15 protein-coding genes are annotated in these 14,629 nt (G+C 36.1%); all 15 read left to right on the forward strand.

Features of this window, described 5'->3' with window-relative positions; translation table 11 throughout:
• The 15 genes from essB to J7Q78_RS01265 all read left to right on the forward strand — a co-directional run bounded on the left by essB (window position 1) and on the right by J7Q78_RS01265 (window position 14,519).
• The gene (essB, locus tag J7Q78_RS01195) at window positions 1-1,158 is read left to right on the forward strand and encodes a type VII secretion protein EssB (RefSeq protein ID WP_154241885.1); all 1,158 of its coding nucleotides are present in this window, start codon (window positions 1-3) and stop codon (window positions 1,156-1,158) included.
• Window positions 1,142-5,644 carry a type VII secretion protein EssC gene (gene essC, locus J7Q78_RS01200; protein WP_208423184.1) on the forward strand — a complete coding sequence of 1,501 codons (4,503 nt, stop codon included), beginning with the start codon at window positions 1,142-1,144 and terminating at the stop codon, window positions 5,642-5,644. Before essB ends, essC begins: the two co-directional genes overlap by 17 nt.
• Before the next feature lie 8 nt (window positions 5,645-5,652).
• On the forward strand, window positions 5,653-6,090 hold the full coding sequence (locus J7Q78_RS01205) for a hypothetical protein (protein ID WP_208423183.1): 438 nt from the start codon (window positions 5,653-5,655) through the stop codon (window positions 6,088-6,090).
• Window positions 6,091-6,114: 24 nt separating this feature from the next.
• Window positions 6,115-6,387 carry a hypothetical protein gene (locus tag J7Q78_RS01210; protein WP_208423182.1) on the forward strand — a complete coding sequence of 91 codons (273 nt, stop codon included), beginning with the start codon at window positions 6,115-6,117 and terminating at the stop codon, window positions 6,385-6,387.
• A 21-nt stretch (window positions 6,388-6,408) separates the two neighbouring features.
• Window positions 6,409-7,071 (forward strand): DUF4176 domain-containing protein, encoded by a 663-nt coding sequence (locus J7Q78_RS01215; protein ID WP_208423181.1) that lies wholly within the window; start codon window positions 6,409-6,411, stop codon window positions 7,069-7,071.
• Entirely contained in the window at window positions 7,068-8,390 is a 1,323-nt protein-coding gene (locus J7Q78_RS01220) for a T7SS effector LXG polymorphic toxin (protein ID WP_208423180.1), read from the forward strand. The genes J7Q78_RS01215 and J7Q78_RS01220 overlap by 4 nt, the downstream gene beginning before the upstream one ends.
• A gap of 20 nt (window positions 8,391-8,410) precedes the next feature.
• Window positions 8,411-9,031 carry a DUF443 family protein gene (locus J7Q78_RS01225; protein ID WP_208423179.1) on the forward strand — a complete coding sequence of 207 codons (621 nt, stop codon included), beginning with the start codon at window positions 8,411-8,413 and terminating at the stop codon, window positions 9,029-9,031.
• Window positions 9,032-9,035: 4 nt separating this feature from the next.
• Window positions 9,036-9,323 carry a DUF4176 domain-containing protein gene (locus J7Q78_RS01230; protein ID WP_208423195.1) on the forward strand — a complete coding sequence of 96 codons (288 nt, stop codon included), beginning with the start codon at window positions 9,036-9,038 and terminating at the stop codon, window positions 9,321-9,323.
• Window positions 9,324-9,445: 122 nt separating this feature from the next.
• Window positions 9,446-9,937, forward strand: a complete 492-nt coding sequence (locus tag J7Q78_RS01235; protein WP_208423194.1) for a DUF4176 domain-containing protein — start codon at window positions 9,446-9,448, stop codon at window positions 9,935-9,937.
• Window positions 9,927-11,483: a T7SS effector LXG polymorphic toxin gene (locus J7Q78_RS01240; protein WP_235688026.1), complete on the forward strand. Its 1,557-nt coding sequence runs from the start codon at window positions 9,927-9,929 to the stop codon at window positions 11,481-11,483. The genes J7Q78_RS01235 and J7Q78_RS01240 overlap by 11 nt, the downstream gene beginning before the upstream one ends.
• An 18-nt stretch (window positions 11,484-11,501) precedes the next feature.
• The gene (locus J7Q78_RS01245) at window positions 11,502-11,831 is read left to right on the forward strand and encodes a hypothetical protein (RefSeq protein ID WP_208423193.1); all 330 of its coding nucleotides are present in this window, start codon (window positions 11,502-11,504) and stop codon (window positions 11,829-11,831) included.
• Window positions 11,832-11,854: 23 nt separating this feature from the next.
• Window positions 11,855-12,142, forward strand: coding sequence for a glycohydrolase toxin TNT-related protein (locus J7Q78_RS01250; protein WP_208423192.1), 288 nt, complete (start codon window positions 11,855-11,857; stop codon window positions 12,140-12,142).
• Between the two features lie 59 nt (window positions 12,143-12,201).
• Window positions 12,202-12,459 (forward strand): Imm59 family immunity protein, encoded by a 258-nt coding sequence (locus J7Q78_RS01255; RefSeq protein ID WP_208423191.1) that lies wholly within the window; start codon window positions 12,202-12,204, stop codon window positions 12,457-12,459.
• A 1,018-nt stretch (window positions 12,460-13,477) separates the two neighbouring features.
• Entirely contained in the window at window positions 13,478-14,125 is a 648-nt protein-coding gene (locus tag J7Q78_RS01260; protein WP_208423190.1) for a hypothetical protein, read from the forward strand.
• Window positions 14,109-14,519 carry a hypothetical protein gene (locus J7Q78_RS01265; protein WP_208423189.1) on the forward strand — a complete coding sequence of 137 codons (411 nt, stop codon included), beginning with the start codon at window positions 14,109-14,111 and terminating at the stop codon, window positions 14,517-14,519. Before J7Q78_RS01260 ends, J7Q78_RS01265 begins: the two co-directional genes overlap by 17 nt.
• Window positions 14,520-14,629: the final 110 nt, after the last annotated feature.

Below are 14,629 nucleotides of genomic sequence, written 5' to 3' on the forward strand. Positions count from 1 at the left end.
ATGATTCAAATGACAGATGGTAAAAATACGCTAGAAATAACAGTTAATGATCAACAAATGAAAGTGACCTTAAAGCCCAATCAATATAAACAGATGGACAATGCTTTTATTCAGACGCTTTTACAGCCAGATAATCTTTTGTTACCAGGCCAAATTGTCCAAAATGACAGCAGCAATCTTATCTTGAGTTACACACTACCTAAGTTTGCACAGCCATTATTACAAGCTAGCAAAAATGCTGCATATACTGATCGGCTACGGTTAGCAATCATGTTAAGTAGTTTGGCCCCTTGGCAAAATAACAATATTAACTTATTTATGGCACCTGAGAATATAGTTGTAATAGATGGTCAGATTAAACTAGCTTATCGTGGATTTGAAAAACTATTAGCACCGGCTGATATGAATGCGGACGAATTTCTACTGCGCTATAAAGCATTGGTTGTAACAACGATTAACCCCAAATACAAATATGCTGCCTTGATTGATGGTTCGCGGGCCATTAATGATCAATTCGAAAAAAGTATTATGGAAGCAACCGATATTAACGCGGTTACTGAAATAATTCAAGACCGGCATCAGCGGTTGACGATGGATTTAACATCGGTCAAAAAGAAGCGGTATATCGCTTTAAAATGGAGCGCTAGCATTCTAGCAATTGCGACGATTGGATTAGGGAGTGGCCTGTTTTACCTCTCCGGGATTAAAGAACCTGAGCAAGAACGAATCATTAATAGCCAAGCTGCCTTTATGACAAAGGACTACAATAAAACGACTGATATATTAAAAGATGACAATCCGAAGAAACTTTCGAAATCGGCACAATACGTCCTTGCCAACAGTTATATTAATCTTGATAACTTGACGAATAAGCAAAAAACGACATTACTAAATAATATTTCCCCACAAAGTGATACCAATACATTGCTTTATTGGATTTATTCAGGCAAAGGGAATTTTAAAGAAGCACTTAGCTTAGCGAAAAACTTGGGGGATAATCAGCTCACCCTCTATGCTTATACGAAACTATATGATGTGACAAAGGCTGATAATAAGATGGCTGGAAGTAAGAAACAAGAACTATTAAGTCGTTATCAAAAAAGCATTAATCAATACGTCAAGAAGTTAGGGGGGAAAGCTGATGGGATCGAAAAATAAGCTGGTCTACCCGCAAGTTGCTAATTATGATGACCAAATATTACCATTGAATCAAGTTCAGTATGATGTTTTTAATTTAGGTAATCAGTTTGAACATATCACATTAACAAATCACACTAAATTAGCTCAAATTGGTCAGTATGAAATACACTGCAGTCAAGGAGCTGTTGTGATTAATGATCAGATGATTGCCACCGACAGGGCGTTAACCCGTTTTGAAACTTTAGCAATTATTAAACACGATGCACTAACTGTTGTGACGACCAACCTCCCTCAACAGCCAATGACAATTTCAGACAATGAGAAAGCTAATTTGAAAGTGTCACAACCAACCTTAATTGTGTTAACCCCCGAATTAAATATCACAGAAGGACTGATTTATCGGCTTGAACTTGCTGAAGGTATTGAGACAGTGTACTTTAACGGGCAGCCAATGACCAGTTTACACACGCGGTTTAATATTGGTGATCGTCTGATAACCGCCGGCATTTCAATTGAACGCCGCCCAACGCAGTTTAAAATCACGGCTATCACAGGTAGTTATACATTGGATCAAAAAACGTTATTGGCTGAAGAATTTGCGCCAGAATATCCGCTCGATTTTCCTGACTTTAGACGGAGCCCGCGGATTATGCGCCAAGAACCAAAAGATAAGGTGGTTATTAACAAGCCTGAAAACATTTCAGATAATGAAAAAAATGATTTGTTTAAAACTATCTTGCCACCATTAGGGATGTTAACAGCTAGTTTTGCAACGGCGATTTTAAGTGGCCGTAATCCAATGATGATGTTAGGAATGGGGAGTGCTAGTTTAATCACGATGGGTATTTCACTATCGTCATACTTCACGAATAAGAATGAAGGCAGCAATAAAGTCGCTAATCGCGATGCTCAATATCAGGAATACATGATTGAAAAAGCAGCTGAGGTGAAACGTTTAGCAGATGCACAGCGCCAAGCACTCGACTATCACTATCCCGACATGGAAACGCTCGCCAAATTGGTGACAACATACAGTCCACGGATCTATGAAAAAACCAGTAACAATGCAGATTATCTTAAGATTTCGCTTGGAACTGGGCGCGTTGAAACGAGTTTCAGCCTTGATTTTGACTATGATGAGCAACAAAAAAATGAGCCTTTGGTCACAGCGGTGCAACAAAATATTGTCGAACCGTACCAGATGCTGGCAGATGCACAAATCACTACTTCGTTAGCCGGCCAAACAATCGGGTTAATTGGGATCTATGGCAGTCTAAAAACAGCCGTGCAAACCTTACTCCTGCAAGTGGCGACCTTCCATTCTTATCACGATGTTGAGCTGCTAATCCTAGTGCCAGAACAGAACTATGAACAAGATTGGCGTCAATGGCGCTGGCTACCGCATTTCAAGATGAAAGAATTAAACCTCCGTGGGATTGTGCATAATGCTCAAACCCGTGATATGGTCCTGAACAGTTTTTATCAGCTCTTAAATAAGCGCCGGCAAATGGTTCGTGAAAATGGCAAAGAAAAGATTGAATTTAGTCCACACTATGTCTTGACGGTTCTTGACGATAGTTGGTTAGCAGGGCATGGACTGAATGAATTCTTAGCCGAAGATATGAGTCAATATGGCGTCACTGTTATCTGGGGGAAAGAAGATGCAGCGATGTTGCCAGAAACAGTTACTACCATGATTGCTTACGATAGTGAAGAAGCAGCTGAATTAGTGAATGAAAACAATGTGTATGTTGCCAAAGAATTCAGACCGTATAAGTTACCAACCAACTACCCAGTGTCACGTTTAATTAGTCGATTAACTAATTTAAATCATTTAGAAGTTGAAAAAAATGCGATTCCGTCTGCAGTTACATTCTTAGGCATGTACAACGTTAGCAAGATTGATGAGTTGAATATTCAACAACGTTGGCAAGTTGCGAATACTTCTAAGTCACTGGCAGTACCATTAGGCTTACGTGGGAAGGATGATTTAGTCTATTTAAACCTACATGAACGAGCACATGGCCCGCATGGTTTAGTGGCTGGGACAACTGGGTCAGGTAAATCGGAAACCGTTCAGAGTTATCTCTTAAGTCTAGCCGTTAATTTTGCGCCTGAAGATGTTGGCTTCTTACCGATTGATTTTAAAGGAGGTGGGATGGCTAATCTCTTTGCCAAATTGCCACACCTATTGGGCTCAATTACGAACTTGGATGGGGCCGGTTCTGCTCGTGCGCTGGCAAGTATTCGGGCTGAATTACAAAAACGACAACGCTTATTTGGCCAGTTTGGTGTGAACCACATCAATGGCTACACCAAATTGTATAAAGCAGGTAAAACGGTGACCGATCCAACTGAAAAAGCCAAGTATCCGGCTAAACCATTACCTCATTTATTCTTAGTCTCTGATGAATTTGCTGAATTGAAGGCCAACGAACCCGAATTTATGGCTGAATTAGTTTCAACTGCCCGAATCGGGCGTTCCTTAGGAGTGCATCTGATTTTGGCAACCCAAAAACCAAGCGGGGTTGTCGATGATCAAATCTGGTCAAACTCACGCTTCAAATTAGCCTTGAAGGTGCAAGATGTTGCTGATTCTAATGAAATTCTGAAAACACCGGATGCAGCTAGCATCGTTGAACCAGGGCGTGCTTACTTGCAAGTCGGAAATAATGAAATCTACGAACTTTTCCAAAGTGCTTGGAGTGGTGCTAAATATGATCCCAACCAAACTAATGAAGAGAAAATTGATGAACGGATCTGGGTCATTAATGACTACGGTCAATCCGATCTTTTGACGACCGATCTTTCAGATGAAGATGAAGTTAGCACCACTTCTAATGAAGAAGAGCAAACTCAACTAGAAGCGTTGGTTGACTACATTGCAGCCATCGCCAAACACACACAAGCAGTGTTGCCCGATAAACCATGGATGCCACCGTTGGATAAAGTGATTGTGACACCTACGATTGACCATTTAAGACAATGGCCAGCAGAACGTAATTTGGCTGTGCCGTTCGGTAAGATGGATATTCCAGCTAAACAGACTCAAATTGATTTTAAATTAGACTTAGAAGAATTAAGCCATACCGCAATTTACGGTTCTGCCGGTTTTGGGAAATCAACTGCTGTGCAAACCTTAGTGATGAATTTAGCGCGGGAGAATACGCCAGAACAGGTCCAATTTAATCTTTTTGATTTCGGAACCAATGGTTTGTTACCACTTAAGTCCTTGCCACATGTTGCCGATATCGTACGCTTAGACGAAGGTGAAAAATTAATTAAGTTCTTGAAACGGATTCGCGAAGAAATGCAAACGCGTAAAGATGCATTCGCCGAATACGGTGTTGCGAGCCTTTCACAATATGAACAAAAATCAGGGACTAAACTCCCAATTATCATAACGATTGCGGACGGTTTCGACGCAGTTAAAGAAAGTGAATATGTTGACCCAATTGAGTCAGTTGTCGGTCAACTATTGCGTGAAGGGGCTAGTCTCGGTTTATACATCGTCATGACGGTTTTACGAACGAGTAGCTTCAAGATGAGCATTGCTAGCAATATTCCGACACATATCGGGTTGTACCTTGTTGAAGATGGTGCGATTAAAGATATTGTCGGGCGCGATGCCTTAATTCCACAAGAAATTATGGGCCGTGCTCAGATTAAATTGGAACAACCACAAGTGTTACAAATTTACTTACCCGTAGATGGTGAAAATGATATTGAACGCTTAAATAACTTAGAACAAGAAATTAAGACCTTAGCAACTGATTGGCAAGGACCATTACCAGCACCAATTCCGATGTTACCTAAAGAAATCACAATGTCCGATTTTTATGAGTCTGTTAATGTTCAAGAAATGTTATCAAATCTTGAATTACCACTTGCTTTGGATAAAGAAACAACGGTACCACTTGGATTCATTCCTGATAATCATGGCTATTTTGTAATAGCTGATGATACGCCGGAACAAGCAGAATCGTTTGAGCGCGTATTACTTGAAAATCTGTCACTACTAAACGGTAAAGTACAACGAGTTGTATTTGATAGTACTGATCGATTCGGGAGTGCAACGAATAGTTTCGATATGATTATCTCAAATGAAGCCATTGAAAGTACGTTAACGGATATTTTAAGTGAAATTGATGAGCGAGAGAATAATGAAAATCGAGAACCAATTTATGTATTTGTACCAGATATTAAAGAGTTTGGAAATAAAGCTATGCTTTCAACTGATAATCTCCGAAAATTATTGAAAAAGGGACCTGCAGTTAAAGTGCACTTTATATTCCAAGGAAGTCAAAAACAGATTGAAAATGGATTTGATGATTTTACTAAACAATTGAGAAATAATATTCCTGCAGGAATGTTCGGCACTAGATTGGCGGATCAAGGTTTAGTGAATGCCAAAGTAGGTTACGGAGAACCCGCAATGGCAATTGATGAAAGTTACTATTTTGAAGGTCGATCGACAGGTCGCGTTAAATTAATAAACGAGTAGGTGGAACTATGAGTGATGACAAAGCAAAGAACCATGCCAAAGCGGCACAAAAGCAAAAACAAAGTGCAGCTCAGAAAGCAAAGCTTATCGCGGCTAAAAATAAAAAGAAAAGTATTGATGAGAAAATTGAAACATTGGAAGGTGCGCATCGTAAATTAGAAGTATTACTTGGTGAGTTGAGTGCATTCCGAACTAATCTACAGCATCAATTGCATATTAATGCGAGTGATTTTAAGGGGAACCAGGCAGATAACTATGACCAGTTAATACAGGATTCAGTTAGAGCAATTTCCAAGATTGAAGGTAAACATGAACAGAATAAGTATCAAATCGCTAGAAAAATTAATGAATTAAGACATGAATCAGCAAGCCTTGGCAAGACGATGGCAGCGATTAGTGCCACAATAAATAGTCTTATGTCGGAAGTTAGTTCATTACTCAATTAATGACTTAAGAAGGAGGAAGATTAAATGGCAATTAAAACAGGAGTTAAATTATCAGAGTGGAAAATGGCTGTTAATAAGGCTACTTCGGATGCCAAAGCAATAAAAAAGTTGAAGTTAGACACGTTAAACAAGACATCTCTGGCACCGTTCGAATTAATTCACACTTTGGCTACAGATATCAATCAATCGATATCAACTTATAAAATACAGCTAAATCATGATGGACAAAAAATGATTGCAGTGGGTGAAAATAAAAAAGAAGATGACCATAAAGGTGCATTGGGATTTAAAAAGTAAAAAAGAAATGAGTGAATTAATGTGGATGATTTATGGAAAAAATATTTACCCAACTCACTAGTAAATAGCAATTTAACTGAGGAATACATTTCAGTTGGGAAAATGTTAGGTAGCCAGAAATCAGTGTTTAAACAACTATATCTTGCTTATTTAAGACAAGAAATCAGCTTCGAGTTTAAACCAACCATTGGAGCGAAGTTTAGTTGTTTATTTGACTATCAAAAAAGATCGGTTCAAATTATGCGACTAGAAAAACAATTAGTATTCACATTTGAGATATTTCAACAGTATATGCGTTTGATTGATGCACTCTATAGTCCAATACTACCAATTGGAACTGTGGTAGTATTGGATGAAAAATTTTTACCTGAAGAAATACGGATGATGTTTTCAGAAGGTGATTTAGGATTATTAGTTTCGATCCATGCGCGTAAAGTTACACTAAGTGAATCCTCATTGATTGATTATGTTGGCACAATTTGGCCATTTGGAATGATGGTTGATGTTGAACCATTATTTCTGAATAATTTAATGATTGAAAAAGTAGTTATGAGTGGATTAACAAATGATTATGAAAAACGGTATTCAGAAATCTTACAGAAACAGCAATTAATTGATCAGAAGTATTCATACGCTTTTTTTGATGAATATGTGCAAAATTTTAATAGGCAGGTGAAATCATGAAAGTAGATATTGCTGAGATTCGAGAATTGAAATCGAAGTTAGAGCGACAACAAGTATCGATTCAAGACCAGATTAATAACGCTAAACATAGCCTTCAGGTAGTAGAAAAAGAAGATGCTTTATCTGGTAAAGTTAAACAAGCCGTCAATATTGATATTACGAACCACCAAATCCCATTATTAACAAATTATTATGATATTTTGTTTGAATTAACGGCGTTTCTAAAAGATCAGTTAAAAGCCTTTAAAGAAACGACTTCCGAAAATAGTAGTTCTGCAGTTATTCAAAGTGAGATTTTAGAAAGTTATGAGAGAAAATTTAGTAGTTGCGAAACGCGATTTGTAGATTTTGAAAAGCAAATAAACCATGTTTACAGTAGTATTAATGGCATTGTAACTATTAGTGGCGTGTCAGGTAAATCGGTTGTTGAAAAATTAAACGAGGCTAAAAAAGTTTTAACAAAAACAAATCAAAAATTAGCAGCGTTTAATCGAATTGATTTAACGAATAATAAGGTTAAAGAACTATTGGATCTACAGAAGGCAGAAATAAATAGGCTCAACTCAATTACAAGTACTAGCTACACGTCACAGGCAGCCTTAAAAATACTGGGAGACCAATCATTCGAAAAGGCGGTTAATAAGCAACATCTCGCGGTAAAAAAAGCGGAAAAGGTGGCATTAGAAGCTTATAAAAAGAGATATGCTAAACAACACCCTGTTATGTTAGCGATTGAAGGCGTGTTAGGAAAAGAAAATGTTGATCAGATCGGTAAAGCGGTTAATAAAGCTTCAGGTATCAATAATAAAATTCAAAATACTGGTGATGTATTGACACTGTTAGGCAATTCAGTTAGCAAATTTGGTGGCATGATATCCGTAGCTGAGGCAAGGATGGCAGGCCTTGCAAGTGAAGGTAAGAATGCTTTTACAATGACAAGTAAATCTAGCGTTGGACAAGCAGTTTTAAAATCTGGGAGACAAATTATAAATGATGGTAAAGCGGTTGGTAGAACACTTACTGGCGTTGGATTTGGTATTGGGGTTTTAGATGACATGTTTAATAAAGGAAAAACGTTGGGACAAGCAATAGCACATAGTGGTGTTGCAACAGTTCTTGGTATCGGTGTTGCAGCTTTAGCTGGTACTTTTGTTTCTGCTCCGTTAGCACTTTTGGTTGTTACTGTGGGTGCGGGGTTATTGATAAATACAGGTTATGAATATCTATACAATAATAATGTTGGTGGAATAAAAGATAAAATCAATGACCTAGGTCAAGCTATTGATGGTAGTTCAAAAAATCTAATTATCATGGCGTAAAAAATGAGTGAGGGATGAAGATGTCTTTTGCACGTGTAGAGCATATTAAGGGCACAAGTCGATACAAGTTATTAAATTATGATAGTGAAGTTTTCTGCCTTGACCTGGATAGTAATCCAATCTTTGCTATATTACCGTTTTTAGTCTATATATTACCGATTAAGGTTTATCAGATTAATCCGGAAACTGTGCAGAAAAAAATATATAGAATTGTTAATATGACACTCTTAATTGGCTGCTCAACGATTATTTCGACTTTTGTAAGAATTAATTATAGTAAGGAAATAGTTGATATTTCGATTAATACGCGGATATTAATTACATTTGTTTTTTGTAGCTTGCTATTAATTGTTAGATATGGGTGGCGTTATAAGCATAATCAAGTGAGTAATCAGAAGGTACTATTCAAAGTATTTTTATTTCCAGTAGGGGTCAAAGCAAAGCTGTTGTTATTTGCAGGCTTTATTGTATATATTACTTTGATGATTGGTGGTTTATGGATTGCTATTTTTTTAGAGGCTAATTTAGTTCTATTTATAGTTGGACTATTATTCTTAATAATGTATACGTATTTAAATATGCTGACGATTAAAGATGCAAAATATGTAGTAAAAATAACTGATGATATAAGGAGTAATTAAAATTATGTTACCAATTGGATCAATTATTTATTTAAAGGAAGGCTCACGAAAGATTATGATTTTAAATAGAGGCCCGGTTATTGAAGAAAATAACGAAAATATTTTCTTTGACTATTCTGGTTGCTCGTATCCTTTGGGATTAAATATTGATGAAATATTTTATTTTAATGAAGAAAACGTTGATAAGATACTATTTGAAGGATTTTCTGATGAGGACGAAGAAAGATTTGATGAATTATATTCAGAATATTTGAGAGAAAACAAGAATATAAGAAAAGGATCTGTCCAATAAGTTTTAATTTAAGGTGGAGGTATTTGCAATGGCAAGTACCTTTTTTATCAAAAATTTTGTGCTCAGTTGAGCTCACTTTCAGGCTTACCTAATATGAACCGCCATTAGGAGCTAAGTTAACAATGCAATTCGACTGGCAAGGACAGCGTGTGCAGATTGACTATTTAAAGAATGTTATTCAACTCACGATTGCTCAATGTCGCTTGTGGTTAGCTACAATTGATACGGCTTGTAATACGATTTATCCAATCGGAACGCTAGTTGAACTGGATCTAGATTACGTCCAACCAGAACTACGGGCGAGTTTTGAAGATGCTAATTTAGGATTATTCCTAGTGATTCAATCGCGATTATTACCAACTAAGCAAACTGATTACTATCTGAATTATTTGGCAACAATGTGGCCAATGGGGATCTCACCTGATGTGCATCCGATTACCTTGAATAATTATCAGGTGAAGCGGGTGGTTCATATGGGCTTTACGAATGATTTAGATGAACAATACGTCTTAAAACTCCGCCAAGAATTCTTGACGCAAAAGCGAATTCCAACGAGCTATTCTGCGCAAACTTCCATTCCGAATGGACAGGAGGTAGTGACCGGTGAAAGCTAGTGTTGCAGAATTATATGACGCGCAACGTGATTTACAAAATATGATTCAGACGATTCAAAATGAACTGGATAACGCTAAAAAAAGTGTTAAGGATGTTCAAAAAGCAGACCACTTAAAAGGAAAAGTTAAAGAAGCAATTAATGGTAATTTAGGCAATCATTACCTCCCGTTACTTGATAGTTATCATGATATGCTGCATGAATTGAAAGCGGATTACCAGAAAGAGTTGGCAGAGTTTCAATCAACGGTGGAAGAACGCAATCATGCGGCCGTCATTGATCGAAATCTTTTGATTCAAGCAGAAGGCCAGTTTTCTAAAGCGTTAACCGAATTTCATCATTTGGAAAAAACGGCCGAAAATGTGTATTCATCAGTGGATGACCTGGTGAGTTTTGAACACACTTCGTCAACGGGTTTTGTCAATGAGATGGCTGCAAGCAAGCTGGTCTTAACCCATACAAAAGATTGGCTAGACCGGTATAATGGTAGAAAAAGTGGTGCCAAGGTTGAAGCCATCATCAGTAACCAACGTCGTCAACTCAACCAAATGGGCAAAGCCGCCGGTGGCGGTTATACGTCCGCTAAATCAATGGCTTTTTACCAAGATGATACCTTTAAAAAGGCCATCAAGAAAGAACACACGGCAGTCCTTAAAGCTGAAAAGATTGAATATCGTCATGAACACCCGATTATCACCATGATTCATGATCAGTATGATAAAATTGATCTGGAGAAAGTAGCTGCAGTAGTCGAGAACTCTGTTGAATTGTTGACTGATGGCATGTTGATAGCAGATTTAGCCGTCATGGGTTCGGCAGTAATTGAAATGGTCGCAACTGCAGTCGCTGAACCATTCACTTTCGGGGCAGATACGCCACTTTTTGCTGTTGAAGGCGGTCAGTTCGCGGCTGGTCTAGCAGCATTTACGGAAGAATTTGGCGCTAAGATGGCGACGAAAGAAGTTTTTAAAGGTGGCGAAAGAATTGTCGCAGAAGGAACTCTCAAGGCCGAAACAGATGTTGAACTGAAGAACGAGCGGATGGTAGCTGAAGGTGAGAAAGCCAGTGGGACTGAGAAGCTTATTGCTGACAGAACTAAAGGATTAGATTTAAATCCTCATTCTACTCAACAAAAACAATTAAGCGCTAAAAAGATGAAAGAACTTAAAAGCAAAATAGATAATCGAACTATAAAAAAAGTTGAATATGACCAGTATATATGGAATAAAAAATTTGCTAAGCATAGAGCGTCTGGGGTTGATGATTTTTGGTATCAAGAGCGTCAACGAATTTTAAATATTGAAACTCCAACTAGAAATTGGAATCAAGAACAAATTAATGATATTCTGAATGGTAAAAAACCTAAAGTTGATGGAAAAACTGTTCAAGGGCATCATTCTTATAGTGCTTCACAATATCCGCATTTAGCAAATAAAGGAGAAGTAATCTACCCAGCAACTTTTGACGAACATTTTTATGGTTGGCATGGTGGAAATTGGAAAGATAGCCTTCCAGGTAGACCAATTAATCCATTTGATGATTTTTAGATATGAAAGGAGAGTAAAATGCCTAAGTTAAATGTAAAAGTACAGAAAGATAACAATGAAATCAAATATATTGCTGCACTTAGAAAAAATACTAATATGAGTATGATAGATATAAAAAACAAATTAAATAATAACGAATATATTTTATCTTGTGATTTACTGGATGTAGATGAATTAGTGGAACTGAAAAAAAATATTGAGATATTATTAAATGTAGGGGCTAAAGTGGATTTCTATGAGGATGATAGGCAAGTTAGTAAAGAGTTTTTAGATAATCTTATAGAATCACACTATGACACAGAAAGATATCTAGAAGAGATTGATAATAATATAATTGATGAAAACTAGTAGATGAAGTTGGAAAGCCAATCATGAAAAATGCAGATATAAATAAAGGACAAATTCTTGATAGATATGGGGAATCTGACGGCACATTTACTAGTCCAGTAGAAAATGGGAAAATACCAAATTATGATACAAGGGGACTACCTTATCCAGAAAGTGTAATGGATTACCATCAATATGAAGTGGTAAAAGATGTCAATATAAAGAATGTACAACAAGGATATAACAAATTGAGTGATTTAGATAAAAAAATGTTAGATACTCTAATGGCTCGTTATGAATTCACTTTGGAAGACATAGCAAGCCTAAATTAGGAAATATATCTGAAGTTTTTGGTGCAGGTGGTGGAACCCAAATACAGTTTGGAACTTCTGTGTTTAATAACAAAGATATAAATAGGCAAGAATGGCAAACAAGAATAGAGTATTGTCTGGAAAAGAAACGATATGTAGTTTATTCATTAGCAGATAGAGCTAGTTTAATGGGGAAAGTTAGTGAATTTGAAGATTTTAACAGTGCTAAAGATGCTTTTTTTAAAAAATTAGATTTAACAGTAAAATATAATAGTTTAAGAGTTGAGAATAATGAATTACCTGAATATCAATCACCAATTTGGAATGAAAAAATTTAGTTATTTTCAAAAATTAGGACGGAAATTTTAAGAAGGGTCAATATTGTTTTGGTTTAGTTGATCAATAATTAGGCATAAATTGATGGATAATTTAAATATTATTACTGAATTTGGAAAATGAAAATATTTTGCTAGATTCTGAGGGTGAAGTAAAAAAAGTTTGAAAAAGATTTGGCTGTATTTAATAAGTCCGCTCGAGTTGCCAATAGCCAACAAAATTTAGCTGAATTTATTGTACGCACAAAACTTCTATCTCTAAAAGAAAACGATTTAACGCTATCGTTTTCTTTCCCGATAATGGCAACTTGCCAAAGCATAAAAAGTTGAGAACTTTTAAAATTGGATTCATAATATTAAAAATCAAATTTTAAAACGTACAAATTAAGTTGCTGGTAACTAATAGAAGTTAGTTGTGTTTATTGGACTAAAAAATATAGAATTTCAACGGTTATAAAGTTATTAAATTGGTATTAGTGAAAGAATAATCACTGATGCTTTTTTTGTGGGTTATTAGTAATATCAGGCACACTCGAGAGATTTAACCAGTCTGGGCTTGTTATATGGTGACGTTTATAGCACAAAATTATCGTTTTTATGAGGCTAATATAACGTTTAGTACATAATAATGACAGTTTGTATCAGAGTATATATTGCACAATGAATATTTGATATAGTATATATTGGTGAAGGTACTTTAGGATTATTAATCGGCGAGGTTTAGTTATTTATTTGACTATCAAAAAAGATCGGTTCAAATTATGTTGGAGAATTGGGAGTGTTTCTGGGGTAAAGTCCACAGCTCTTAAAAAACGGAGCGTTTTCTCCTGAACAATCAATAAATGGTGAAGTATATGTTACTGGAATTTCCGGTAACGTAACTTCTATGTTTGGAGACTATAGAAATAATATAAATCTCACAGGATCAGAAACCATCGGTCATGCTGAAGCCTCAGGGAATTTACATTTAAGTTGAAGAATTTAGATTCAGAAAATATTTAGATAGAACAGAGGGTAATCAATGATGTTAATCAATAATACGTTTAAGCGAGTCCCTGCGGATATTCATAAAAAGTACGTACTTTTTAACAATAAAGGTGTTTCAGCACAGTGTAAATTAAATATACTCAATGGGAGCGAATCATCTGCTTTAATCCGTGGGGGCTCTTACAGAATCGCTTCTACGCGGATGAATACGAATTCATTAATTGATAGAGATAAGGCTCGTAATTCTAAATCAGAAAACTTCAATATTTTAGATAAATCAGGGGAATTAGTTGGTACACTGAGTTCCCGAATGTCCTTTCCGATATTCGGGTATATGTATTATGAATTCGTATTTTCAGATACATTATATACTATATACAAAGTTGGAATGGGTAAACAGGGATTAAAATTTGTTGTTTATATAGATGATAAGCAAGTGGGGTTAATGGAAAAGAAATTAGTTGAAAAAGATGGAAGGTCTGAGTATGAATTTTTTATGATGGATAGAAAATCCGAGGCCGTAAGTTTTCTTTTTCTTGTATATTACGATGCTTCATATAATGTACAAGATGAAGTACTGTTAAACACCAAAGAAGTAACATACGAATTTACAATCCATAAAGGGCTCAGAAATAAATATAATCCGAGATTTAAGGAGCAGCATAATGGGAAAAAAAATTAAGATAATCCTGAGTATCTGTTTATTACTTGCAGTGCTAGTTGGTTGCGCAGGATCAAAAAAAATTCAAGGGACTTGGTGGATACAAGATATAAATAATAAGACCGGTCAATTAAAGCTATCAAAAAATAAGTTAACAATTAACGTTGATAACATTGATAAAAGTTACGCATTTAAACAAAATGCTGTTGGGATTAAGAATGGGGTAACTTATTATGGAATAACACTCGATCATCAATCGTTTTCAATTATTTTTCCTGAAAAAAATAAGAACAAGGCAATATTTATGCAGGTTGATTCGACTGATAACTATTTAAAGGGAAAAATGATTTTTGCAATGAATAAGACAAAAAAACCGAGCTACAGAAACTATGTGGTCCGTTATTTGAATCAATAGTAGTAAATGAAGGTGATGAAAAAAATCGCCCACGATCAATAGACTGCTCGGCATCGTTTTGAAGTTGATCACGCTAAAGATTTCGCAGCATTTGATTCCTTAATTGGTCA

Source organism: Latilactobacillus fragifolii, from assembly GCF_905332535.1.
Lineage (GTDB): Bacteria > Bacillota > Bacilli > Lactobacillales > Lactobacillaceae > Latilactobacillus > Latilactobacillus fragifolii.

Coding starts and splice junctions, on each gene's coding strand:
- J7Q78_RS01235 (WP_208423194.1), top strand. CDS start 9,446: ATGCAATTCGACTGGCAAGGACAGCGTGTGCAGATTGACTATTTAAAG.
- J7Q78_RS01245 (WP_208423193.1), top strand. CDS start 11,502: ATGCCTAAGTTAAATGTAAAAGTACAGAAAGATAACAATGAAATCAAA.
- J7Q78_RS01220 (WP_208423180.1), top strand. CDS start 7,068: ATGAAAGTAGATATTGCTGAGATTCGAGAATTGAAATCGAAGTTAGAG.
- essC (WP_208423184.1), top strand. CDS start 1,142: ATGGGATCGAAAAATAAGCTGGTCTACCCGCAAGTTGCTAATTATGAT.
- J7Q78_RS01225 (WP_208423179.1), top strand. CDS start 8,411: ATGTCTTTTGCACGTGTAGAGCATATTAAGGGCACAAGTCGATACAAG.
- J7Q78_RS01260 (WP_208423190.1), top strand. CDS start 13,478: ATGATGTTAATCAATAATACGTTTAAGCGAGTCCCTGCGGATATTCAT.
- J7Q78_RS01205 (WP_208423183.1), top strand. CDS start 5,653: ATGAGTGATGACAAAGCAAAGAACCATGCCAAAGCGGCACAAAAGCAA.
- J7Q78_RS01210 (WP_208423182.1), top strand. CDS start 6,115: ATGGCAATTAAAACAGGAGTTAAATTATCAGAGTGGAAAATGGCTGTT.
- essB (WP_154241885.1), top strand. CDS start 1: ATGATTCAAATGACAGATGGTAAAAATACGCTAGAAATAACAGTTAAT.
- J7Q78_RS01250 (WP_208423192.1), top strand. CDS start 11,855: ATGAAAAATGCAGATATAAATAAAGGACAAATTCTTGATAGATATGGG.
- J7Q78_RS01230 (WP_208423195.1), top strand. CDS start 9,036: ATGTTACCAATTGGATCAATTATTTATTTAAAGGAAGGCTCACGAAAG.
- J7Q78_RS01265 (WP_208423189.1), top strand. CDS start 14,109: ATGGGAAAAAAAATTAAGATAATCCTGAGTATCTGTTTATTACTTGCA.